General features: G+C 53.2%; 14 protein-coding genes. 7 read left to right on the top strand and 7 right to left on the bottom strand.

The features are described from left to right. Positions 1-63 precede the first annotated feature (63 nt). The 6 genes from ACQ66Q_RS10540 to ACQ66Q_RS10515 form a co-directional block, all read right to left on the bottom strand. Positions 64-2694: an alpha-amylase family glycosyl hydrolase gene (locus ACQ66Q_RS10540; RefSeq protein ID WP_430456756.1), complete on the bottom strand. Its 2631-nt coding sequence runs from the start codon at positions 2692-2694 to the stop codon at positions 64-66. Positions 2695-2701: 7 nt separating this feature from the next. Beyond that, positions 2702-4201 (bottom strand): tryptophan halogenase family protein, encoded by a 1500-nt coding sequence (locus tag ACQ66Q_RS10535; RefSeq protein ID WP_430456755.1) that lies wholly within the window; start codon positions 4199-4201, stop codon positions 2702-2704. Between the two features lie 269 nt (positions 4202-4470). After that, positions 4471-7284, bottom strand: a complete 2814-nt coding sequence (locus ACQ66Q_RS10530) for a TonB-dependent receptor (RefSeq protein ID WP_430456754.1) — start codon at positions 7282-7284, stop codon at positions 4471-4473. Between the two features lie 448 nt (positions 7285-7732). After that, the gene (locus ACQ66Q_RS10525; RefSeq protein WP_430456753.1) at positions 7733-9172 is read right to left on the bottom strand and encodes a capsule assembly Wzi family protein; all 1440 of its coding nucleotides are present in this window, start codon (positions 9170-9172) and stop codon (positions 7733-7735) included. A 166-nt stretch (positions 9173-9338) separates the two neighbouring features. Beyond that, entirely contained in the window at positions 9339-11411 is a 2073-nt protein-coding gene (locus ACQ66Q_RS10520) for a M13 family metallopeptidase (RefSeq protein WP_430456752.1), read from the bottom strand. A 128-nt stretch (positions 11412-11539) separates the two neighbouring features. After that, positions 11540-13165 (bottom strand): methyl-accepting chemotaxis protein, encoded by a 1626-nt coding sequence (locus tag ACQ66Q_RS10515; protein ID WP_430456751.1) that lies wholly within the window; start codon positions 13163-13165, stop codon positions 11540-11542. Between the two features lie 153 nt (positions 13166-13318). Between ACQ66Q_RS10515 and ACQ66Q_RS10510 the strand changes: the two genes are divergently transcribed. From ACQ66Q_RS10510 to argA, 6 genes are all read left to right on the top strand, one after another. Continuing rightward, the gene (locus ACQ66Q_RS10510) at positions 13319-13732 is read left to right on the top strand and encodes a DUF350 domain-containing protein (RefSeq protein WP_430456750.1); all 414 of its coding nucleotides are present in this window, start codon (positions 13319-13321) and stop codon (positions 13730-13732) included. 10 nt (positions 13733-13742) lie between these two features. Then, positions 13743-14336: a DUF1190 domain-containing protein gene (locus tag ACQ66Q_RS10505; RefSeq protein WP_430456749.1), complete on the top strand. Its 594-nt coding sequence runs from the start codon at positions 13743-13745 to the stop codon at positions 14334-14336. A gap of 11 nt (positions 14337-14347) precedes the next feature. Continuing rightward, positions 14348-15502 (top strand): glutathionylspermidine synthase family protein, encoded by a 1155-nt coding sequence (locus tag ACQ66Q_RS10500; RefSeq protein WP_430456748.1) that lies wholly within the window; start codon positions 14348-14350, stop codon positions 15500-15502. Positions 15503-15800: 298 nt separating this feature from the next. Next, positions 15801-18884, top strand: coding sequence for a glycosyl hydrolase family 18 protein (locus ACQ66Q_RS10495; protein WP_430456747.1), 3084 nt, complete (start codon positions 15801-15803; stop codon positions 18882-18884). A gap of 63 nt (positions 18885-18947) precedes the next feature. Then, complete coding sequence (locus ACQ66Q_RS10490; RefSeq protein ID WP_430456746.1) at positions 18948-20147, top strand: lytic polysaccharide monooxygenase; 1200 nt, start codon at positions 18948-18950, stop codon at positions 20145-20147. A 363-nt stretch (positions 20148-20510) separates the two neighbouring features. Beyond that, complete coding sequence (gene argA / locus ACQ66Q_RS10485; RefSeq protein ID WP_430456745.1) at positions 20511-21833, top strand: amino-acid N-acetyltransferase; 1323 nt, start codon at positions 20511-20513, stop codon at positions 21831-21833. A 33-nt stretch (positions 21834-21866) separates the two neighbouring features. Here the strand turns inward: argA and ACQ66Q_RS10480 are convergent, their stop codons facing one another. Further along, a complete protein-coding gene (locus ACQ66Q_RS10480) occupies positions 21867-22943 on the bottom strand; it encodes an FAD-dependent oxidoreductase (RefSeq protein WP_430456744.1) in 1077 nt (358 codons plus the stop codon). A gap of 170 nt (positions 22944-23113) precedes the next feature. Here ACQ66Q_RS10480 and ACQ66Q_RS10475 point away from each other — a divergent pair, with 170 nt between their 5' ends. Further along, positions 23114-24571 carry a hypothetical protein gene (locus ACQ66Q_RS10475; RefSeq protein ID WP_430456743.1) on the top strand — a complete coding sequence of 486 codons (1458 nt, stop codon included), beginning with the start codon at positions 23114-23116 and terminating at the stop codon, positions 24569-24571. Positions 24572-24581 lie beyond the last annotated feature (10 nt).

Below are 24581 nucleotides of genomic sequence, written 5' to 3'. Positions count from 1 at the left end.
CACCAGTGTCTGGTAACCAACCAGACCTGAGGTGTGACTGAGGAAAACCACTGCAGTTCCCGCTTATTTTATGGTCAGACCTGTCGTCTGTTCGTCAGGCCGATCTGTCGCGGCTACCGGCTGCAGTTCCAGCCACAGATCATCGATCACTTTGGGCGCATCCAGCTTCGACGCTTTAAAATTCCACGGTGATGGCGTCAGCCCGATCTCGCGCAACACGCCTTCACCGGTCTTATCCCAGCTCGACAGATAAATTTTTGCCCCGTCCCAGCCCGGCAGCCCGAGAGCAGCCGCATCGTAACGGATCTTGATCAGCCCTTTGGCAGCATCAACCTGCAGCTGCGGCGCGGCACCAAGCTTTTTGCCGGTCGCGCTGCGGCTGGCACCTTCGGCATTAAACACCGAGTTGCCCCAGCCAAACAGGAAATGCCCCAACTGCCAGTTCAGCTGCTGCGGCATTGCCCGCCCTATTCCGGGTAGTTGCTGAGCCGATGGCAACTGTGGCGCACCGGGTACATGGAAAAACAGCGCCAGATGCACATTGTCAAAACCGTTGGCGGGTGCCCAATACTGACTGATTTGCTGCATTTGCAGTTCCAGCTCCAACACATTGCCACCAGCCCGGGCCCGCAGAGCACGGATATCGCGTTGCTGCTGCGAATGTTGTTGGGTCGGGCCGGTGTAACTGCCATCAAACCCATGATCATCGCCGGCCGGATCTGTCACATCGGCCTGCCAGCTGGCGTTGGCGACTTCCGTCTGAAATTGCCATTCGCGGCTCAGTGCGCCGGTTTTCGGCTGATACAGTTGCAATCGCTGCTGTTGCCGGCCTAAATCCCGCACCGGCAGTAAAAACCGGAAAGAGCCATCAGCGGCAGCTTTGACTGCTGCCAGCTGCTGCAGTTGCCCGTTCAGCACCGGCAGAATAGGCACCTCCGGCTGGTCAGTATGACCCTGTACCCAGACATCCTGCTGCAGCGTCCCTTGCGGTAGCGAGTGCCACTGCAATACCGGTGCAGTACTGACCGGACTGACACTGCTACCAGCCTGCGGTTGCAACACCAGCACAGCACGGCCCGGCAGTTCCAGCGTCAGTTCTCCGGCGCTGTTCGGTTGCAGCGGTGCCGACAAGGCACCCGGACTTTGCCACAGCACTTTGGCCTGCTGACTGCCCAGCGCCAACGTACTGAGCAAGCGCGGACTGTCGGCGGTATTCATCACCACCACTGAGGTCTGACCGGCGGCACGCATCTGATAAGCCAGGATACCGGCGCCCTGCGCATCGGCCTGCATCAGCTTAAACTCGCCGCGGCTGAATAACTTGTGCTGTTTGCGTAAGTCCGCCAGTTGGCGAATCTGTTGATACATGCTGTGCTGGCGATTAAATGCATCGCCTGTCGCGCCCCAACCACCGGCAAACATCGCCTGACGCGTTTCTGGCAGCTGCTGTTCGTCGCCCTGATAAATCACCGGAATCCCCGGAATGGTAAACAGTAAGGCATAAGCCTGCAGGAAAGCCGCCGGACTACCGGCCGCCAGAAAACGTTTGGTATCGTGATTATTCAGGAAGGTTGGTAGTAAATGAGGCTGCGGAAACTGACTGACATGTTGCTGCAAGCGATAACCGAGCTGCGCCGGCGGCTGGCCTTCTGCCAGTACCTGATTCAGCTCAAAATACAGCGGAAAGGCGATGACGGAATTCAGCTCAGGCTGCGTTGCACTTCCGAGAAAACGCCGGATTTTCTGTTCGCCGTCGGCCTGAAACGGTTTAGACGCCTCAAACACTTCGCCAAAGGCGAGAAAATGCTGCTTGCCCAGTTCACGCGCTTTCGCCAGCACGCCATCCGGCGCATGCAGGAAATCCTGCCAGAATTCGTGTTCCACATATTTCGCCGTATCAATCCGGTAGGCATCGACGCCGGCCTGTTCCAGCCAATAACGGTAACTTTGCTTCAGCGCCTGACGCACCCGCGGATTGGCGGTGTTTAAATCGGCCAGGGTCGCCAGCTGGTAATTAAATTCCTGGCCCGGTACGGTCGGATCGCTGATCGGCGGCGTCCAGTGATAAATATTGGCGTTGGCCTGTGCAGGATCTAAGCGGTTGATTTGGTGAAATGGCGGCTGCAGCGGCGCTGGTTGGCGACTGTGTTGGCCTTCATACAACACAAAGTTTCTCGCAGTATCTTTGGCATCATATGGTCCGTCATAGCCAAAGAAATTACCGGTATGATTGACCACAATATCCTGGATCAAATACATACCACGGCCATGTAATGCCCGCGACAACTGTTGATAATCCGCCAGCGTGCCATAGTGTGCATCGACGCTTTGAAAATCTGTCGCCCAATAACCGTGATAGCCGGCATATTGCGCTTTGTCGCTCCACCACTGATTCGCCACCGGCGGTGTCAGCCACAACGCGGTGGCGCCAAGGCCCTGAATATAATCCAGTTTCTGCCTGATGCCTTTGAGGTCGCCGCCACTGTAATGGCTGGATTTAGCCGGGTTAAATTCACCGGCGCCTTGATCGTTGTTGGTCGGGTCGCCGTCGGCAAAGCGGTCGGTCAGCACAAAATAAATCACCTGATCGCGCCAGTCCGGTGACTGGACCTGCAAAGGACCATCGTTCGCCTGCACGCCGGCACAGACAGCCAGCATCAACACAGCAGCAATACAGTTTGGGCCTGTCGCCATCTTCGCCTCAGCGCGTACAGAAGTTGATAAAGTCCTGATGCGGCGGCATCCGGCTTACGGTCAGCTGCATCACGGCTTTGAGGTTATCCAGCAACTCTTTTAATGCTTTTTCATCGATAGCATTCGCCATACTGTGATAATCCGCCGGCATCACGCCCTGCCCAATCATCACTTGCTGCCAGGCGATCTCGGAAAACAGTTCGTCCTGCTCGCGCTGCACCATGCCAGTTTCTCGGAACATCGCCATTTTGCGGCGCAGACTTTCGGGCACTTCCATCCGGGCGCAGTCCAGCCAGTACTGGCTGTCGGTGCGTTCATTCAGTTTGTAATGCAGGATAATAAAGTCGCGGATTTGCTCGAATTCAATCTGCGATAAGCGGTTAAATTCATCGCGCATCGCCGGGGAAATACCGTTATTGGGGAAGAACTTCAGCAGGCGCAGTATTCCGGACTGGATCAGATGAATACTGGTGGATTCGAGCGGCTCGAGAAATCCGCTCGACAAGCCAATACTGACTACATTGTGACTCCATTGCTTGCGCCGGCGGCCGGTTTTAAACGAAATCTTCCGCGGTTCTGCCAGCGGTTCACCATCCAGATTGGCCAGCAAAGTCGCTTTGGCTTCTTCATCGGTGCAGTATTTTGAGGAATAGACAAAACCATTGCCGATGCGATGTTGCAGCGGAATGCGCCACTGCCAGCCTTTGGCATGGGCAATAGATTTGGTATAAGGCGTGATGGGGTCAACTGAAGCACAAGGCACCGCCAGCGCGCTGTCGGCCGGCAACCAGTGGCTCCAGTCTTCAAAACCGGTGTTGAGCGTTTTTTCAATCAGTAATGCATGCAAACCGCTACAGTCGAGGAACAAATCACCATGGATTTGCTGCCCGTCATGCAGTACCAGACTGGCAACATCGCCGCTGTCGGCATGGCGCAACACTTGGCTGACTTTGCCTTCGACCCGACGTACACCGAGATTTTCACTGAACTGGCGTAAAAACTGCGCGTACAGACCAGCATCAAAATGATAGGCGTAAGATAAGCCAGGCAGATTCACCCCATCGATTTTATTCAGATGAGCAAATTTGTGTTGTACCGCCGCCTGATAGGCCAGCGAAAAATCCCAGAAATCATATGACATTCCAAGTTGCTGGCTGCGCACCCAGAAATGATGGAAATTACAGCTCGGAAATTCTTTGCCGATGCCGCCAAACGCATGCATATAGCGGTCGCCAACCTGGCGCCAGTTTTCAAACTCGATGCCGAGTTTGATGGTGCCTTTGGTGGCCCGGACAAAAGCTTTTTCATCTATGCCCAAGGCTGCATTAAACGTCATGATCGGCGGAATAGTCGCTTCGCCGACCCCCACAATGCCAATCTCATCGGATTCGACCAGCGTGATGCTGATCGATTTGCCGAGTAATTTGACCATTAACGCTGCGCTAATCCAACCCGCAGTACCGCCACCGAGGATCACGACCTGTTTAATTTGTTGGGGTTGTTGCATACGCACTCCGCACTGATTTCACGATACCGACAGCATAAATAAATTGCCCGGAGCAATTTTTAACAACGCGATGCGCTGGTCCGTACTTTCTGTACATCGCCACAAAGCTCTGGGTACCACGTACCTGCATTTTGCCATTTGCAGAGCAAATGGCGTTCATCAGGCGAAACGCCAAACTGTTGGCGTTTCAAAATCCCTGATTCACTATACCGTCCTTCTCTGTACATAAAAAAAGCCCCGGCGAACCAGGGCTTTGATTGTGGCAGAAATTACAGCTTATAGCTGAAGCCTAACAGGTAGGTGCTGCCGTATTCCTGATAGTCACGGATTTTCAGCGCAGAACCTTGTGTTGACACAAATGGTTCGTCCGTTAAGTTCTGACCTTGCAGGAAGATTGACAGACCATCGAGGTCTTTAAAGCCGGCTTCACCGAAGTCAAAGCCGATTTGGGCATCAACAATCGTCTCGCCTTCGATATCCACTTGTTGCGTATCGAAACCGATACCGTAGACGTCGCCTTTAAAGTCACCGCGTTTACGCGCGCTGACACGGGCCTGGAAGCCATTGTTTTCATAGAAAGCAGTGGCAGAGATGATTTCTTTCGACAGACCTGGCAGTTCGAAGTCTTTACCCAGCGGATCCTTAATATCCTGCTCGACTGAGGTATAGCTGGCGATCACACCAAAACCGTCCAACATTTCAGTCACGATATTCAGTGGTAAAGTCACTGAGAACTCAGCACCTTGCAGCGTACCGCCACCACCATTCACTTTACCTGAACCGGTTGCGCGTGAGGTTGCTGGCACTTTGCCAGTACTTGGATCTGCAACACCAGCTAAATCAACCTGATACTTACCGTCGAAGATCCATTCGTTCAGATCTTTCCAGAAGTAAGCGACAGAGAAGTAACCTTCATCAGAGAAATAGTTCTCGTATGATAAGTCGATACCCAGCGCTTCTTTAGGCTCCAGCAGCGGGTTACCACCACTGATGCTCCAGTTGTTACCATTGCTGTCAACCTGCTGGCTGTAGGTTGCACCTACAGAAGAGTTCATTTCATCCAGACGCGGCCGTGACATGGTTTTGGCGGCACCAAAACGTACTGACTGGTTTTCTGCTACATCAAAAATCAGGTTCAGGCTTGGCAACACATGGTTGAAGCTATGGTCGATGTCGGTTGGTGATGCCACGATCAAACCGTTCACACTACCAAAAGCGGTGCCTTGTGAATCTTGCTCAGTTTTCACATAACGCACGCCAACGCTACCTGTCACCGGAATACCACCGACTTCAGCTTCTAAATCGGCTTGTGTGTATAAAGACAGCACATCTTCGTTCACAGTCCAGGTTTTAAATGAGTGGCTCTGATTGGTCAGGCTCTCGGCGGTTAACACATAATAACCGTCGTTCAGCATCGCACCTGAATCATAAGCAATCATGTTGCCCATACCGATGAAATCCAGATTGACAGTGCCCATCCGGTACTTCTCAGGCACAGTCACCATGGCTGGGAAGTCTTTTAAAGTCATGAAGTAACCTTCAGACTTTTTGTCTTTTTCACGGGTTTTAAATGACGCGCCATAATGCATTTTGGTAAACATGCCGGCATCTTCCAGCATCTGCGTGGCCGCCAGTTTAAAGGCACTCATTTCGTCATCCACGGTTGGCGCGTTGATAAAACCGTCTTGTGCCGTGTTCTCATACAGATCGTTGCCGACCACACCAAATTTCTGGTTAAGTGCGGTACTCCAGCCCCAGCTGCGTGGGCCACCCAGTTTAATCAGGTTGTAATCGCCATAGTTCAGGCTTGGCGTAAACACAGCGCCTGAGTTACCTGGACGGAATTCATAGCTCAGGTTGTCACCAACACCCAGCTTGTCACCACGGCCGGTACCGGCGTAGCTTTCAAAGGACCAGATTTCGCGTTCAACGGAGGAGTGGCTGGCGTCGAAGTTTAACGTCCAGTCATCATTCAGGTTGTAATCGGCGTTAAAGCCAAACGCGTTCATTTTGGCGTCGCGGTTTTCCAGATCGTTACGCACAACCAGATATTCATTGCTGACTTTTGCTTTGGTCACAAAGCCGGTGGCCGGATCCACAGCAAGCGCTGAAGAGCCACGGTTGTAACCCCAGGCGAATGGAATTTCGATACCGCGCAGAATTTTTTCGTCAGAGAAATCAACATACAGCGCGTCAAACGTCATTTTCAGTTTGTCGTTTGGTGCCGCTTCAACCACTAACAGCGCTGAATCACGGTCCAGCACAGATGAGCGCACAAACGGCTTGGCGCCACCTAATACAGAGTAGTTTTTGCCATCAACTGAAAAGTCAGGATAGCCCCAGGCGTTCCAGCGTTTTTCCTGGTTTGGCGAGCTCATTTTTGAATACGCAAAAGCCACACCAATGGTGTCATTGGCGAATTTGTCGATGTACGAGAACGTGCCACGGGCACCGGCATCTTTACCATCCGGGTTCAGCTTGTCCAGGCTGGTCATTTCGTACTGGCCGTTGAACTGAATAGTACGCTCGCGGCTTAATGGTTTGACCGTCTGCATGTCGATCACACCGGCGATGCCTTCAGCTTCCAGTGTGGCGTTTGGCGTTTTATATACAGTCACGCCGCTCATGATTTCAGACGGATATAAATCGAATTCTACGCCGCGGTTGTCACCGATAGAGACCTGCTCACGGCCGTTGAATGTGGTGGCACTTTCGTTTTCACCGAAACCACGGATACTGACGCGGCTGGCGCGACCGTCCAGACGCTGTGACGCCAGACCTGGCAGACGGGAAATAGATTCTGCAATACTGGAATCCGGTAACTTACCGATATCTTCGGCAGAGATAGATTCAACCACGTTGGTTGAAAAGCGTTTGGTGTTGATGGATTCAACTACTGAACGGCGGAAGCCTTTGATTTCGATAATTTCGACAGCTGCTTCTGCTTTGGCCTTAGCCCGTGCTTCAGTTGGTGTGAGTTTTTTCGCGGTATCTGCAGTTGTTTCTTGCGCTGCAAAGCCTGATGCACTGAAACCGGCCGCAGCCAGTGCCAGTGTCAGCAAGTTGAGTTTGTAATGTTTCATTGCCCTTCATCCCCGGTGTGGTGTTTCATAGTTATTTGGTTGCGTGCTCCATACCCAGGGGCATGAAGGATGACAACTATGCTATTTCTATGTGGAAGCTCACCCCGATACAACATGAATACGTATTCATAATCATGCTTTTGCGCTGCAGCAGTGCAACTTTCTGAATTGCTGCACCTTGCTTGTGCAAAACCGGACCTTCAGCCAACGCTTACGCGTCAGAGTGCACCGAAATGTCCCGCATTTGAGCCCTGTCCCATGTAACGAATAGCACAGAATTTGTGAAAAAAATGACTGATTTCAAAGGAACGGACGGAAAGTTTAGGCAGGGTTTAAACGGCGGCTGTCACTGTCACAGATCCAGCCGGCGAAAAGAGGGCAATCTGCCGGTCAATCACCGGCAAATTGCATACGTATGCAATAGCTCAGGCAGAGATTATGCAAAAGGTCAGAACTGGCGGTTCCAGCTCAGGAATAGTTCAGTCTGCCAGTCACGTTGTTGACTGGCTTTGTCCAGCGTATTGCTAAACTCCAGGCCCCATTTCCACTGATCTGCATGGTCGCGCCATTGCTGCTCAGTGCGCCATAACAGCACGGTACGGGCCGGCAATTGCGCTTGGGTCCATTGAGACGGTAAATCGACCCGGGTGCCATCGACATTGAGCCGCAACCAGGCCAGTTTGTTGTGCCAGCTGGTTGAACTGTCCAGTTGCGTCAACATCCCCAGATTCAGTGCCTTGCTGTCATTGTCATACGAAGTACCGAATGCCCGGCCATACCGGCGGTAACCGTCATGATGTGTCGAATGCTCGTAATAACAGTTGAATTTACGGTCATTACTGCAGTCGATAGCGGTATCAATGATTTCCAGATAAATCCGGCTACTGAGTGGCCGGACGTAAGTATCGAGCCCCAGCTGATAAGACACTTTGTAGAGCTGCAATGTCTTGGTGCTGACATCATCGGCGATAGCTGACCAATACACACCAAACGGCTGATCGAGCAAACTGGTGGTCCAGCGCAGATCGTAACCGGCCAGCATATTTTCGGCCCCTTCCAGCGTACCGCCACGGAACAGACCGTCAAACCAATCGTTCAGGCCATTGCCGTAGCCCTGGCCGCCGTAGGTCATGACCCAACTAAAGCCCATTTCCAGTGAGTTCAGCGGTTTAATGCCAAGTCTGGCCTGCCACAATTTGGCATCAGGCACCTGAGCCCGACTGCTGAGCTGACCAAAGCTGGTGGTAAAAGTCCAGGCTGGCAGCCAGTCCTCTGCCGCTGCGGCACTGGAGTTCCGGCTCAGCGTCACCGCCGGCACAGGCCGGGCATTGGTCGACAGAATCGCACTGGTATCAAATGACGGGCCCCAGTATTTTTCCAGCGCACCGGCACTGACAATCCAGTTGCCGGCTTTAACCGCCACATAGCTGCCGTCCAATCGGGTACGATTCTGATCAAACGGCTGGCTGACCTGACTGACTTGCACGCGGGCACTGATGCGATCGGTTTGGTAGCTGCCGCTGGCCTGTGCCTGAGCTTTATCCCGCAAGGTATCGCCAAAACGCACCACCGCAGGTTGTTCTGTTTCGCCGGCAAGGCTCAGACTGGCCTGCACGTCACGCCGATCGCGCTGCCACAGCATCATCACGCGGTGGAAGGCATCACGCAGATCCGGTGCTAAGGCGTTGGCATCCACACTTTGCAAATCCTGCACAATACCGCTCCACATCAGCGGATAAGTATTGATGGGCTGCCGGATATGGCCTGAATCGGCTAACAGCTGGATATCGTTACGCAGCGCTAAATCATCGGCTTCAATCCACCAACCGGCGGACGCCGATGCAGACATCACCGCAGCACAGCTAATTAATACAGAGAGCAGTTTCAAAATGAATTCCCTTCGCAAAAAGTTGCAGCGATTATACACAGCCGTTTGCGCCGGCCAAATGACTCAGGACGAACACCGAACAATTTCGCTACATTTTAGCGGCAGCGGTGCCGTATAAAAACAAAACGGGACGCAAGTCCCGTTTCCATCATCAAGCGTCAGATGTTTACCAGATCTTCACCCGGACATCGTCCGGCCGGTACATACCGTCACCAGGCTTCACGTCATAGGCCTGATAAAATTCCGGCATATTCGACAGCACGCCTAACACACGATACATGCCTGGCGAATGTGGTCCGGTGATGATTTGCTGACGCAGCGCTTCATCGCGGAACTTAATCCGCCAGACCTGTGACCAACCGATGAAAAAGCGCTTTTCACCGGTAAAACCGTCGATCACCGGCGCCGGTTTGCCAGCAAGTGAGTTCTGATAAGCCCGGTACGACACAGTCAGACCACCCAGATCAGCAATGTTTTCACCAAGCCCCAACGCGCCTTGCAGGTGTAAATCATCAATCGGGTTAAAGGCGCTGTATTGGTCGATCATCTGCTGCGCACGTTGTTTAAACTTCTGTTCATCGTCCGGCGTCCACCAGTCGCGTAAATTGCCATCCCCATCGGAACGCCGGCCCTGATCGTCAAAACCATGGGTAATTTCATGACCAATCACGCCGCCGATAGCGCCATAGTTCACGGCGTCGTCGGCTTCGACATTAAAAAATGGCGGCTGCAGAATAGCGGCCGGGAACACAATTTCATTCATCGTCGAGCTGTAGTAGGCATTGACTGTTTGTGGAGTCATGCCCCAGTCCGTGCGGTCGACCGGTTTACCAAGACGGCCGGTATTGCGCTGGTATTCACAGGCGCTGCTGCGCTGCATATTGCCAACCAGATCGCCGGCTTTCACTTCCAGACAGCTGTAATCACGCCACACATCCGGGTAACCAATTTTGGTATTAAATTTCGCCAGCTTCGCCTGCGCCTGTTGTTTGGTTTCCGGACTCATCCACTCGAGACCGTTGATCGATTGCTCAAACGCAGCGCGCAGATTTTTAATCAGCTGTTCCATCCGCGCTTTGGCTTCTGGTTTGAAGTGTTTTTCCACATACAGTTTGCCAACCATAAAACCAAGCGCTTCATCAATCGCTGCGACCGCACGTTCTTCACGTGGTTTTTGTTGCTGCAGGCCGTTTAGCGCGCGGCCATAAAAATCAAAACTGGCTTGTTCAAAGCCGCTGGCCAATAAGGCGGCGTGACTGCGGATTAAATGAAATTTCAGATACAGCTGCCAGTCAGCCAGACTTATTTGGCTCTGTAATTTGGCAAATTCGCTGAGATATGTCGGTTGACGTACCACCAGACTGTCAATGGTCGGCACGCCGGCGCCTTGCAGGAAACCAGCCCAGTCAAAACCAGGTGCCGCAGTGGCAAGCTCCGCCGGGGTCATTTTGTTATACGTTGCGGTGCGGTCACGATTCTGCACACGGCTCCATTGAATAGTGGCCAGTTGTTGCTCAATGGCATAAATCCGATCTGCCGCCGCCGTGCCGTCCGGCCAGCCGGCCAGTTCCCAGAATTTTGCGATCATCCAGCGATACTGCTGTTTGATTTTTTCTGCTTTTTCGTCCGTTTTCAGATAGTTATCCCGATCTGGCATGCCAAGGCCAGATTGATTCACCAGACTGATATACTGCGTGGAGTTTTTTTGATCCTGACCGACAAACAAGGTCACTGGCGTGCCGTAGCGCTGGGGTTGCAGTTTGCCCCACAATAACGCCAAATCTGCCGGTGTTTTTAATGCATCAATCGCGGCAAGATCGGCGTTTAACGGTGTCAGGCCCAAGGCGTCAATCGCTGCCGTGTCCATAAATGCGCGGTACAAATCACCGATTTTTTGCGCATCAGTACCCAATTCCGCCGGTTTGGCCGCTTGTTGCTGCACCAGCTCCAGCACATGTTTCTCCGCGTTATAGCGCAGCTCGTCAAAACTACCCCAGCGCGATTTGTCAGCCGGGATTTCAGTTTTAGCCAGCCAGTTGCCGTTCACATAGCGGAAAAAATCTTGCTGCGGTTTCATCTGGGTATCGAGATTGCCCAGTTCAATCCCCGACTTCAGTGCAACCGTTTCAGTCTGCGCTGATGCCGCAGGCGCTGCAGAATCCGGCGCTTTGCCACAACCGGTCAGATGAAGAGTCAGCGCCGCTGCAACGGCCAGCGCAATAATAGTTTTTTGCGACATAAAAGATTCCCGGAACGAACAATGAAATTCGTTCCGAGTGTAGTGAGCCTGATCTGAATGTCCAGCGGGTCAGGTGACTCGGTGGCCGGTTCTGCGACAGACAGAACAATAGCCGCTATGAATGCAGGTCAGACTTGAAATTCGGCGGCCTGCAGACGTAACCGAGATGCCAGTTCGGCCAGTGTTTCACTGGCATCAGCGCTTTGCGCAGAGCTGCGGCTGACTTCGCAAATGCTGCTGTTAAAATCCGTGATATTACGATTTATCTCTTCTGCAACAATAGTTTGCTGCTCAGTTGCAGTGGAGATTTGCACGTTCATATCAACAATCGCTGAGATCGAGTTTTTGATCTGTTCCAGCAAAGTGCCGGCCTGTTGTGCATTATGCACACTGCCCTCGGCATGGCCTTGCGACTGCGCCATGGCATTGACTGCGTCGCGGGCTGAAGCCTGCAATGTGTCGATCATACTGCGGATTGATTCCGTCGCTTGCTGGGTATTGGTCGCCAGCGTGCGTACTTCGTCTGCCACCACAGCAAAACCACGCCCCGCTTCACCTGCCCGCGCCGCTTCAATCGCGGCATTTAATGCCAGTAAATTAGTTTGTGCAGCAATGCTTTGGATCACAGAAAGCACCTGACTGATTTTGTCAGACTCAGTGCTGAGCTGGCCAATGACCGCGCTGGCACCATTCACCGTTTCTGATAACCGGGTAATGGCCGTGATATTGGCCGTCACCTGCTGCACACCTTGTTGCGCCTGCACATCCGTCAAATTGGCCTGATCTGAGGTATTTTGTGCACTGTTAGCAACTTCCTGAATGGCTGCTGACATCTGGTTAACTGCCGTGGCGATCATATTCGCTTGTTGCTCCTGTTCAAACGCCGTTTTACTGACCTGATGGCTGATAGTACTCATTTCTTCCGACGCCGCCGCTAATTGCACGACCGCATTGGATAAGTCGGAAAAGAACTGTTGCATCCGTCCGATGGTCTGATTAAACGCCAAAGCCGTGTCAGCGATCTCATCCCGCCCGGTGACTGCGGCGCGCAGGCGCAGGTCCGAGTTGGTGCCGACCGTCATAATGGTGGTCTGCAGACTCGACAATGGCCGCTGAATTGACCGCTTCACCAGCACCGACATCAGCACTAACACCATCCCAACCAGCAGCACGACACAAACAAATAACCAGACGGTATTATCGAGCGTCTGATGTGCCTCTTCGGTAAAACGGCGGGATTCACTCAATTGCAAATCGATCAGCTTCGTCAGCGAAGCACTCAGCGGATCGGCACTGGCATACAAGGTCTCATTAAAACTCTTTACCGGTTCTTGCGTCAGCTGATTATCCGCCAGTAATTGCCGGTACTGCGCCAATTGTGCGCTCCATTGCGCGATGTCGCGTTCGGCGACCGCCAGCAAGCGTTGCTCCTCATCCGTCATCTTGGTGACGCGATAGGCTTGCCAGGCTTTTTCTGCTTCCTCTACTGATTGTTGCAAGATTTGCAGGGTCTGGCTGGCATCCAATAACCCGGCACGGTGTTTATGCAGGGTATCGACGATGGTGACAGCATAAGCATCCGACACCTGCTTGATTTGCTGCAATGGTTTCACCCGGTCGTGGTACAGGCTGTCGACTCCGGTTGCTAATAACTTCATGTTATACAATGACAACAGACACATCAGCACCAGCGCCGTCAATGGCAGTGCCGCGAGCAGCACCAAGCGGCTTCGCACTTTCAGTTGATTTAACATTATGAATACTCCGGAATTGGCATTGAGACGGATCTTTCTGAGCATAGCTCAGCAATATCTAAATGCGCGCCAGCATGGTCAGTGATTGCGTTTCCAATGAATTTTCAGGATGATAGGGAAAATTCGTTTATTTACATCGACAAGGATTTCCCTATGCCTGATTCCATTCTCGCCTCGATTGCTGGCCTGCCCGCTTTCCTCAGTTTTTTTGTGCTGGCGATTTTGCTGGTGCTGTTGTTTTGCCGCTTTTACAGCTGGGTGACACCGCATGACGAATTAGCACTGATCCGCGCCAATAACCCGGCAGCCGCTATTGCTTTTGTCGGCGCATTAATCGGCTTTGCACTGCCACTGGCCAGCGCAATTGAACATTCGGTGTCGCTGGCAGATTGTGCGATTTGGGGGGCTTTCGCTTTAGTCATCCAGATTGGTACTTTTGTCGCAGTGCGGTTAACCGTGCGCCAGTTGCCACAGCGGATTAGTGAGGGCGAAATTGCCTCAGGCATCCTTGCTGCCGGTGCATCTATCGCAGTAGGCCTGGTGAACGCAGCCAGCATGACATTCTGACGGAGGCACTATGAACAAAGCAGTGAAACGCAGTAAAAAAGCCGCTTTAGTCCTGATGGTGCCAGCGACTGGGTTTTTCCTTGCCAGTTGCAGCACGGAAGAGCCGGTACCGAGCGCCGTCTACAAAAACGCCGAAGAATGTGCCGCATTTTATAACCCACCGGAAAGCTGCAAAGCTGAATTCGCCAAAGCCGAAGCGTTGCACCAGCAAGTGGCGCCGAAGTATCAGACTCAGGCCGAATGTGAAGCCGACTTTGGTGCCGGTAATTGCCCGGCGCCTGCGGCACCAGTACCTGGACAGCAACAGGCCAGTTCTGGCGGCGGTTTTTTTATGCCGATGATGATGGGCTTCCTCGCCGGTCAGATGCTGAATAAAAGCAGTTCGGCCAAACAATATGTACCAACGCAACCGTTGTATAAATCCAAAGACGATTTGTCGACTTTTCGCACCGCCACAAATCAGCCGGTGGCGCGTCAGACCGGTCCGGTCAGTGTAATGCCGTCCCGTATGCAGGTGGCGCCGGGGAAAATGGCATCACGTGGCGGTTTTGGTGCACAGGCGCAACGGCGTAGTGACCAGCAAAGCGCCTCCTCCGGCGGTTAAGGATTGAATCAATGAAAAAGCTACGGATAGCCGAACGGCCGGGTTGGCGCAGTTATGCCGAATCGGTTGGCTTTAATTTTCACACCTTTGACGGTGAACCTTATTGGGACGAGTCAGCTTATTACCAGTTCAGCCTGCAACAGATTGAACAGGATTTAGAAGGACCGACCGAAGAAATTCATCAGATGGCATTGTCGCTGGTACCGGAAATTCTGGCCAGCGAACAGTTGTTACAACAGCTGGATGTACCAGCGCCTTATTGGGATTGGATCGCTGCCAGCTGGCAAAGCCAGCAACCACATTTATACGGCCGGTTAGACCTCGCCTATGACGGCAACGGTCCGGCCAAATTGCTGGAACTGAATTACGACACGCCAACCTCGTTATATGAAACCGGTTTTTTCCAGTGGGTTTGGCTGGAAGATCAGCTGATGCGCGGCAAACTGCCTGCAGGCGCCGATCAGTTTAACTCTCTGCAAGACCAGCTGGAACACCGTTTTGCCACGCTGAACCTGTTGCAACCGGTCTATTTCAGCTGTGTCGCCGACAATATCGAAGACAAAGGCACTGTGCATTATCTGATGGATATTGCCATGCAGGCCGGCATCGACGCGCGTTTTCTCGGTTTGGATCAAATTGGTGAGATTAACGGCCAGCTGGTGGATACCGACAACTACCCGCTCCAGTCGCTATTTAAACTGTATCCATGGGAATTCATGCTGCGGGAAGATTTTGGAACGCACCTGAAAAGCAGCAACACCCGTTATCTGGAACCGGCCTGGAAAATGTTGTTGTCGAACAAAGGTATTTTGCCGTTGTTGTGGCAGAAATATCCGAATCATCCCAATTTGCTGCCGGCGTTTTTTGACACAGAACCCGCCGCCACGCTTGGCGCTGGCTGGGTGCGTAAACCGTTGTATTCACGCGAAGGCGCGAATATCGAGCTGGTGGACCATCAGGGCCAACGGCTGCAGGTTGACGGCCCGTACAACGACAGCGGTTTTATCCGTCAGGCCTTTCACCCGCTGCCAAAATTCGGCGACAGTTATACACTGATCGGCTCCTGGCTGGTTGGCGACAGCGCCGCTGGTATCGGTATTCGGGAAGACAATTCGCTGATCACCAAAGACAGCTCGCGGTTTTTACCGCATATCATTCTGGACTGAATCCGGTCCATGCCCGCGACGGCTGCCCTGCAGCCGTTTGCTTAAACGGCAAAAAAGTAAGCAAATCACACACCTGCCCTGATATCAAAAATTAATCAGATAAAAATCACATTCTTGTCTGAAAGCTGATTTTGACAACGCTGTCATTTGTTTCATCTTGATGGCAGCAAAACAGGCACTCTTCCATGGACAGCGCACACAAGGATCAGTGCAGCACAGGGATTCAGTGAAAAAGCACCCCAACGCCCGTCATGCTACTGAAAACAAAATAAATCTAAATCAACAGGCAGGACTTGATATGCAAACTCAATTGATCACGGCTCGCCGACTCGGCTGGTTGTGCGGCGTACTTTATTGCACGCAGCTACAGGCAGCTACTGTCAGCTGTACCAACCTGGAAAGCTGGCTCGCCAGTAAAGCTTACAATGGCGGCTCGACAGTCCAGCATGAACAAAAGGCCTATAAGGCTAACTGGTGGAATCAGAATAAAAACCCGGCGCAGTATGCCAATCCGTATCAGGAATGGACCAAACAAGGCGACTGCGAAGGCGTGGTGGCAAATCAGCCGCCACAAGTCAGCCTGACTGCGCCTGCGGCAGGCAGCAGCCATAGCGCCGGCACCGTGGTGACGCTGAGCGCCAACGCCAGCGATGCCGATGGCAGCGTCAGTAAAGTGGAGTTTTATGTCGATAATCAACTGGCCGGCAGCGACAACAGCGCGCCATACAGCCTGAACTGGACGGCTGTTGCCGGCAATCACAGCGTCTATGCCAAAGCGACCGACGACAAAGCGACCAGCAGCCAGACGGCGCCGGTCAGTTTCAGCGTCAGCGCCGGCACGAATCAACTGCCAACAGTCAGCATCACAGCACCAGCCAACAATGCCAACCTGAATACCGGTGAAACTGTCTTATTCAGTGCCAACGCCAGCGATGCCGATGGCAGCGTTGCCAAAGTGCAGTTTGTGTTAAACGGCACTGTGATTGCGGAAAAAACCGCGGCCCCTTACAACAGCAGCTGGACCGCTGTCACCGGCAATCAGCAACTGACTGTGCGGGTGATTGATAATCTCGGCGCGCAAAACCAAACCAGTATTCAGTTCAGTGTCAGTAGCAGCCAAACCGGCCACGCCGCCTGCCGGCCTGATGGTCTGTACCAGACGCCGGGGCTGGATGTGCCTTATTGCACCATCTACGACCAGCAGGGGCGCGAGAAAATGGGCGCTGACCATCCACGCCGGATCATTGGTTATTTCACCAGCTGGCGCACCGGTAAAAATGGCCAGCCGGCCTATTTGGCCCATAACATTCCGTGGGACAAAGTGACGCATCTGAACTACGCCTTTGCCCATGTCGACGCCCAACACAAAGTGTCGATTGGCAACCCGCAGGCCCCCGACAATGCCGCCACCAATATGGAATGGCCTGGCGTGGCCGGTGCGGAAATGGACCCGCAGTTCAGCTACAAAGGCCATTTCAACCAACTGAATAAATTTAAAAAACAGCATCCGGGCGTGAAAACCCTGGTGTCGATTGGTGGCTGGGCCGAAACCGGTGGTTATTTTGCTGACAACGGCAACCGTATCGCCAGCGGCGGTTTCTATACCATGACCACCAATGCTGATAACTCGGTGAATGTGGCCGGCATTAACACCTTTGCCGACTCGGTGGTCAGCTTCCTGCGCACTTATGGCTTTGACGGCGCCGACATCGACTACGAATATCCGTCCAGCATGAAAGACTCCGGCAATCCGGATGATTTTGCCATCTCCAACGCCCGACGCGCCGGTCTGATGGAGTCTTATCAGGTGCTGATGAAAACGCTGCGGGAAAAACTCGACGCTGCCGCTGTCGCCGACGGTAAACACTATTTACTGACCATCGCCTCGCCATCGAGTGGCTATCTGCTGCGCGGCATGGAAGTGTTCCCGGTCACGCAGTATCTCGACTACGTCAATATCATGAGCTATGACCTGCACGGTGCCTGGAACCAGCATGTCGGCCCGAACGCCGCGCTGTTTGACGATGGCCGTGACAGTGAATTGCTGGTGTGGAACTACTATCAAAGCGCGCAGTATCAGGGCCTCGGATACCTGAATACTGACTGGGCTTATCATTATTTCCGCGGCGCTATGCAGGCCGGCCGCGTCAATATCGGCGTGCCCTATTACAGCCGCGGCTGGCAGAATGTCAGTGGCGGCACTAAAGGCTTATGGGGCAAAGCGGCGCAGCCGAATCAAAACCAGTGCCCACCAGGTACCGGTGGTTCACCACAAAACCAGTGTGGCGCCGGTGCTGTTGGCATCGACAATCTGTGGCATGACAAAAACAGCCTCGGCGCGGAAGTGCCGGCCGGTTCTAATCCGCTGTGGCATACGCGCAACCTGCAGCTTGGCAAAGCCGGCTCTTATGCCGCCGCTTATGGTCTGGACCCGGCGACAGATCCAACCGACCGCCTGACCGGTGTCTACCAGCCGCAATACGACCCGACGCTGGTCGCCACCTGGCTGTGGAACGACACGAAAAAAGTGTTTTTGTCGGTTGAAGATGAAGAAAGTATTCAGCAAAAAGCCAACTACATCGTCAACAGGGGCATCGGTGGTGTGATGTTCTGGGAATTGGCCGGCGACTACGGCTATGACGCGGCCAAAGCCGAATATGGCATGGGTTCCGACCTGACCAGCATCTTCTACCAAACCTTTAAAACTGCGGCACCTTATGGCAATAAACGCGACCCGAAACCGCTGCCGGCACAAAGTCTGGACCTGCAGGTTAAAATCGACGGCTTTAAGCTTGGTGATGCCAACTATCCGATCAATCCAAAGCTGACGCTGAGCAACAAATCGGGCCAGACGATTCCGGGCGGCGCCAAGATCAGCTTTGACGTGCCAACCGCCAGCGGTGACAACTTCAGCGATCAAAGCGGTTATGGCACTAAGGTCATACAAAGCGGCCGCAACAGCAGTGGCAATAACATCGGTGGCATCCAGCAGGACTTCCACCGCGTCGAGCTGACGCTGCCGACACACAGCCCGCTGGCAGCAAACGCCAGCACTAGCATCACGCTGAACTATTACCTGCCGATCCCAATGCCATCGAACTGGCGCGTCAGCGTCGGCAGCCAGAGCTTTGCACTGAAGCAGGAATATCCACAATTGCCTGCCGGCGCTATCTCCGGAAATGGCAACGGTGGCGGCGACAACGGCGGCAGTTGTGCCGGCGTGCCTGCCACCGTCAATGACTATCCAAACTGGCCACGCGGCACCTATGCAGCCGGCGGCGACTATCTGCGCTATCAGGGCAAAGTTTATAAAGCCAACTGGTGGACCCAGGCCGTGCCTGGTTCCGACAGCAGCTGGACTTTTGTCTGCAACAAGGCCTGACCCAACCTTTGATCCCCAACCGACAGACCGCCGCAACGGTCTGTCATTTCAGGAGAACATCTGATGAACAAGTTCTATACAGGCGCCAGCGCGCTGCTGTTGCTGCTGGTCGCTCAAGCGGCACAAGCCCATGGATATGTCGAATACCCCAAAGCCCGCCAGCAAATCTGTAAAGACGACGGCGGCTACTGGTGGCCGGCCGATGGCTCAGGCATTCCGAATCTGGCCTGCCGTGCGGCTTATCAACAATCCGGCGGTTATGCACTGACGCAACACCATGAATATTCAACCAATGTGCCGGATTATCACAACCAAACGGCAGTGCGCGCTGCAGTAAAAAATGGTTTGTTGTGCGCCGGTGGCGACAGCCGCAAATCCGGCATGGATGTGCCGTCCGCACACTGGCAGCGCACAGTGATTGATTTGAAAACCACGCCACAGCTTCGTCTGCGTTTTCGCGCCACCACGCCGCATAATCCCAGCTTCTGGCAGTTCTATCTGTCCAATCCGGGTTTTGATGCGGCCAGCGCGCAGCTCAGCTGGGAGCAGCTAACGCTTATCCATCAGCAAACCGACGTGCCGGCCGTCAGTGGTTATTACGAAATCGACGTACCGTTGCCAAAGAACCGCAGCGGTAATGCCGTGTTGTATACCCGCTGGCAACGCCAGGATGTAGTCGGAGAAGGCTTTTACAATTGCTCTGATCTGCAGTTCAGCAATGGCGACAGTGGTAGCGGCAATTGGTATGACAAAGGCGCTTATTTAAGCGCGACTCAGCTTGGCAGCCCCGGAGAAACCGCGTTATTGCGGGTGTTTGATAGCAACGGTCAGGAACTGCTGCAAAAATCCCTGCTGATCAGCAGTGCCAATCAGACCGGCCAGCAATGGGCCTGGGAGCTGGCCCAACAGGTCAATGCAGTCCATAGCGACCTGCTGCAGATCGGGGTACTCAACAACGGTCAGATCAGCCTGCAGCAACCGATCGGCAGCAACCGGTTATATCTGAAAAGTGCCACCGGTTATGCCAATCTCGACTTAAAACCAGCGCAAACCGGCCAGACTTGTGGCGGCATTGATCCGGCGAAAATCTCGGCCTGGCCGAACTGGCCACGCAAAGATGTAGCCAACAGACCGAGTTTTGCCGCCAGCGGCGACTACATGTCTGATGCCGGTAAGTTGTATCAGGCTAAATGGTGGACTCAGAGTAAACCCGGCAGTGACGGCAGCTGGCAGTTTGTCTGTAGCTTCAGTAGCAGCGCCTGATCACGCAGTTTTGCGACGCAGGCGCAGGGATGCGCCTGCCTTTTAGATGGATATGCTGATTTTGTGGATAATATTTCAATCAGATTAACTGAAAGCCCAGAGAGTGAATACATTTTTAGCTTAATCAATGCTTTAGTCTTACAGCTTTGCTACAGTAAAAACCAGCCAAATAATTGTTGGATATTTATCCACTTTTCTATTAAAGTACGCGCCAATTCCTATCCTGCTCAGTTCCCGCCGTCTGCGTTCAGCAAACTGCGGACTGACAGTTATACTGCAACCAGTCATATCGCTGTCATACAAAGCGCTTATGACTGAGCTCAGCTGCACTGAGCCACTTTCACAGAAGGACACAAACAGAGCGTGCGTACTACTGAACTTGTTGATGGATTCCGCCAGTCGGCCCCTTATGTCAATGCGCACCGCGGCAAAACCTTTGTGGTGATGCTGGGCGGTGAAGCCATTACGCAACCTGGTTTTCGCAGTATTATCAATGATATCGCTCTGCTTAATACGCTGGGTATTAAAATTGTGCTGGTATATGGTGCGCGGCCGCAAATCAATGATGCGCTGACGCAGGCCGGCCTGACCGCGCATTATCACAACCGTATCCGAGTCACTGACGACGATTCATTTCAGCTGATTAAGCAAATCGCCGGCGCGCTGCAACTGGATATTACGGCACGGCTGTCGATGAGTTTGTCCAATACGCCGATGCACAATGCGCAAATCAACGTGGTCAGTGGCAACTTTGTCATCGCACAACCATTGGGCGTGGACGAAGGTGTCGATTATTTCCACAGCGGGAAAGTGCGCCGTATCGACGTCGCCGGTATTCGCCGCCAGCTCGACCAGAACTGTATTGTGCTGATGGGGCCGATTGCGGCCTCAGTCACCGGCGAGAGTTTTAACCTGACCGCCGAAGAAATTGCGACTCAGGTTGCGATCAAATTAAAAGCCGACAAAATGATTGGCTTCAGCGACGATGGCGGCATCATTGACGAAGATGGCGAAATTATTGCTGAATTAATGCCTAATTTTGCCGAAAGTACGCTGACAGACCTGGAGCGTGGCCAACGCGCCTGTACATCAACATTGGCGTTCCTGCATGCGGCTATCACCGCTAGCCGCGCCGGTGTGTCACGTTGTCACCTGGTCAGCAGCACGATGAACGGCGCACTGTTACAGGAGCTGTTCTCGCGTGATGGTATCGGTACTCAAATCGTCACTGAAGCGGCCGAACGCCTGCGTCTGGCTACGATCAATGATATCGGTGGGATTTTGGATCTGATCCGGCCGCTGGAACAGCAAGGCTTGCTGGTACGCCGCTCCCGCGAGCAGTTGGAAATGGAAATCGACCAGTTTGTGGTGATTGAACGCGACGGTCTGGTGATTGGCTGCGCGGCTTTGTATCCGTTTCCGGAAGAGAATGTTGGTGAATTTGCCTGTCTGGCGGTGCACCCGAACTACCGCGATGCTGACCGCGGCAGCCTGCTGCTGAAACACATTATCAGCCTCGCCCGCCAGCGTAAGTACTACACCTTGTTTGCGCTGACGACACGTAGCATCCACTGGTTCCTCGAACACGGCTTCGAACTGAAAGACGTCGCCGATTTACCAGCCAAAAAGCAGCAGCTGTATAACTATCAGCGCCGCTCCAAAATCCTCGCTCTGGATTTAACCTGATTTTTGCCAACGCTATGATGCGCAGGGCAACAATCAAACCCCGCCCTGCACTTGCGCGACGACTTGTTTTGCTAAAGCCCGCGCCGTTGTCCACTTGCCGCCATTGACCGTCAGGATCGCTTGTTGCCAATGCATTGCATATTCGCGACTGGCTTTGCTGGCGTCATCGGCGCCGGCAAGTAATGGTCTGACACCGGCAAATTCACGCTGAATGTCACTGTCAAAACGCCGCGTGACAAAATAATGGTTATACAGCCGTAACAGATAGCTGCGTTCTGCATCGCTGCACTGAATAGGCTCACTGAGTTGTTGCCGCACTTCGGTGGTGCCCAGCAGCGTCTGACCTTTAAACGGTAATACAAACACAATCCGCGCTTCGCCCGGCACTTCCAGCATATGACCATAGCGGCACAACGGCGGCAGCAATAAATGACTGCCGCGCACCAGATCCAGCGCCTGTTGCACCGGTAATGCTGATTGTTGCAGTAGCTGGTTGGCCCAGGGACCGGCGACATTAATCACACGGTCAAACTGACGCCATTCACCGCTGGCAAGCTGCAACTGACCATCGGCCTGTAACGCCAGTACCGGACAATGGTCGTGGATCCGAACACCCTGCTGACGGGCCTGTTGCGCCACCCAAAGCCCCAGCTGCTGGTCGTCCATCTGGCCGTCAAAAAACAAAAAAGCGCCGAGTAAACCAGCCGGCTGCAAGTCAGGACTACAGCGTAATGTCTGCTGAGCATTGAGCCAGCGATGCCGGCCAATCCCTTTGCGCCCTGATAGCAGATCGTATAGCCACAGACCGATTTTTAGTTGCCAGCGCGGCCGCCGGCCACTGCGGTAGATGGGATACAGGATCGGCAAACGCCGGGTCAGATGCGGTGCTTTTTTGATCCACCAGCGCCGTTCATGCAGCGCTTCGTGCACCAGCCGGAATTCACCTTGCTCCAGATAACGTAAGCCGCCGTGCAACAATTTACTGGATGCCGCACTGGTCGCCTGCATCAGGCCGTCGCGTTCAAACAACTCCACCTGATGGCCTGCCAATGCCAGCTGCCAGGCTGAAGTCACGCCATTGATGCCACCGCCGATCACTGCAATAAACACTGGGCGTTTTCCTTTACTAATTAATTGTTTAAGAAAAGCAAAATTAACCCCGCTTGTCTAATTTTCCGGACAGATCACCCGCCTGCTGCGCTGGCGGGGCCTGAAATAACAGCTACAGTTGTGTCATTATGGATTTTTACTGTACCTGAAAAGGCAAAGGATTTTCCGGCATGAATCAGGCCTTGTACGGCGCAAATGCGGCCACCAAAATTATCAAAGAACTACTGAGCAAGACCTTTGATAACAGCACACAAGGGCTGTCGATGTATGAACAGGCGGCCTGGTATTTTCAAGGCCATGAACAACGCAATATCGATCAGCTGCAACAACAAAAAACCGATCTGCAACGCCGGCTGGATGATGCCAGTAAAGGGGCCCGCCATAAGCTCGAACTGAAACTGAATGAGACCAGTCAACAACTGAAAGACAGCCTGAAACAGCAGCAGGATCATCGCATTGATCGGATCCGACAACTAAAAGGCATTGCGCGTCAGGTGGTGGAACTGGTCCAGGGGGATACGCCGGAAGAATCGCGGCAGCTCGCCGCGCGGGCCTTGGGCACTATCCAGTTGATGTCGCCGACATACGGCAAAAATATTGCGGCGACCAATCAACGCCACAAACATTTGTATAAAGCCATTCTGGCATTGTTGTTGTTGCAGCAATTACTGAACGACCAACAAATCAAGAATCGGTATGTGCTGACCAAAGTGGCAGATTCACTAAATACCGCGGCCGATACTTCATCTGCTTTTATTGAAGAAGTGCAGATCCCGCTCGTGATGGCTTGCCTGCTGCAAGACATCGGCCTGCAGCACCCTGAAGTGCAACAGTTACTGCATGGCCCAGATGGTGACGCCGACCCTTATCGGATCTTGCCCGCCGACACCCGGCAGCAGTTGTTACAAATCAGCTTTGCGCAAAGCCAGCTGTATTTGCAGGAAGGTCTGGGCCTGGACCAGTACATTGGCAATTCACGGGCTGAACGTGAACTCTTTATGATGGTTGAAGAGGATAAACAGGCCTTTACGCTGCATTTACTGCGTTCTGCCATTACACCGGAAGATGGCATCGGCAACCTGCTGAAGATCCCACAGGTTTACACGTCGGTGGTTTTACCATCGAAACAGCATTACAGCTACGACAGTCTGCCAAAAGTCGGGCCGCTGCTTAAAGCCGGCGTGGAAAAAGGCTGGTATCCGGCCGCGGTGGTGCAAAGCCTGCTGACCGTGACCGGTTATTTCCCGCAAGGTTATGGCATCACCTACATTCCAAAGGACTCGGACAAACGCGATCTGGACCGTTATGAATATGCCATCGTCAACGGCTTGTACCCGCTGGAACCGGAACAACCGGTGTGCCGGCAGGTCACCCGCAATCTGACCTTTAATACCTTCGGCATCAATGTGGTGGTCAGCGCCGAAAACAATCTGTATTTCCCGGTCGCGCAGCAAAAGCTCGAACGCATCAGTGAAGAGCGCCTGCGCGAGATCTTAAGTAAGCTGGTGTCGAACTTTGAAGAGCGGGTGAATACTGACCTCATTCCCAAATGCTGGAATCCGGACGAGTTTTTTTGTTATCTGAAACATCAGAATTTATGGAACCGTAACGACACCATCCGCAATTAATCAGATGGCA

It is taken from the genome of Rheinheimera sp. (assembly GCF_965283995.1).
Lineage (GTDB): Bacteria > Pseudomonadota > Gammaproteobacteria > Enterobacterales > Alteromonadaceae > Pararheinheimera.
The sequence above is the reverse complement of the archived record's forward strand: the minus strand, read 5'-3'. Positions and strand labels throughout refer to the sequence as shown.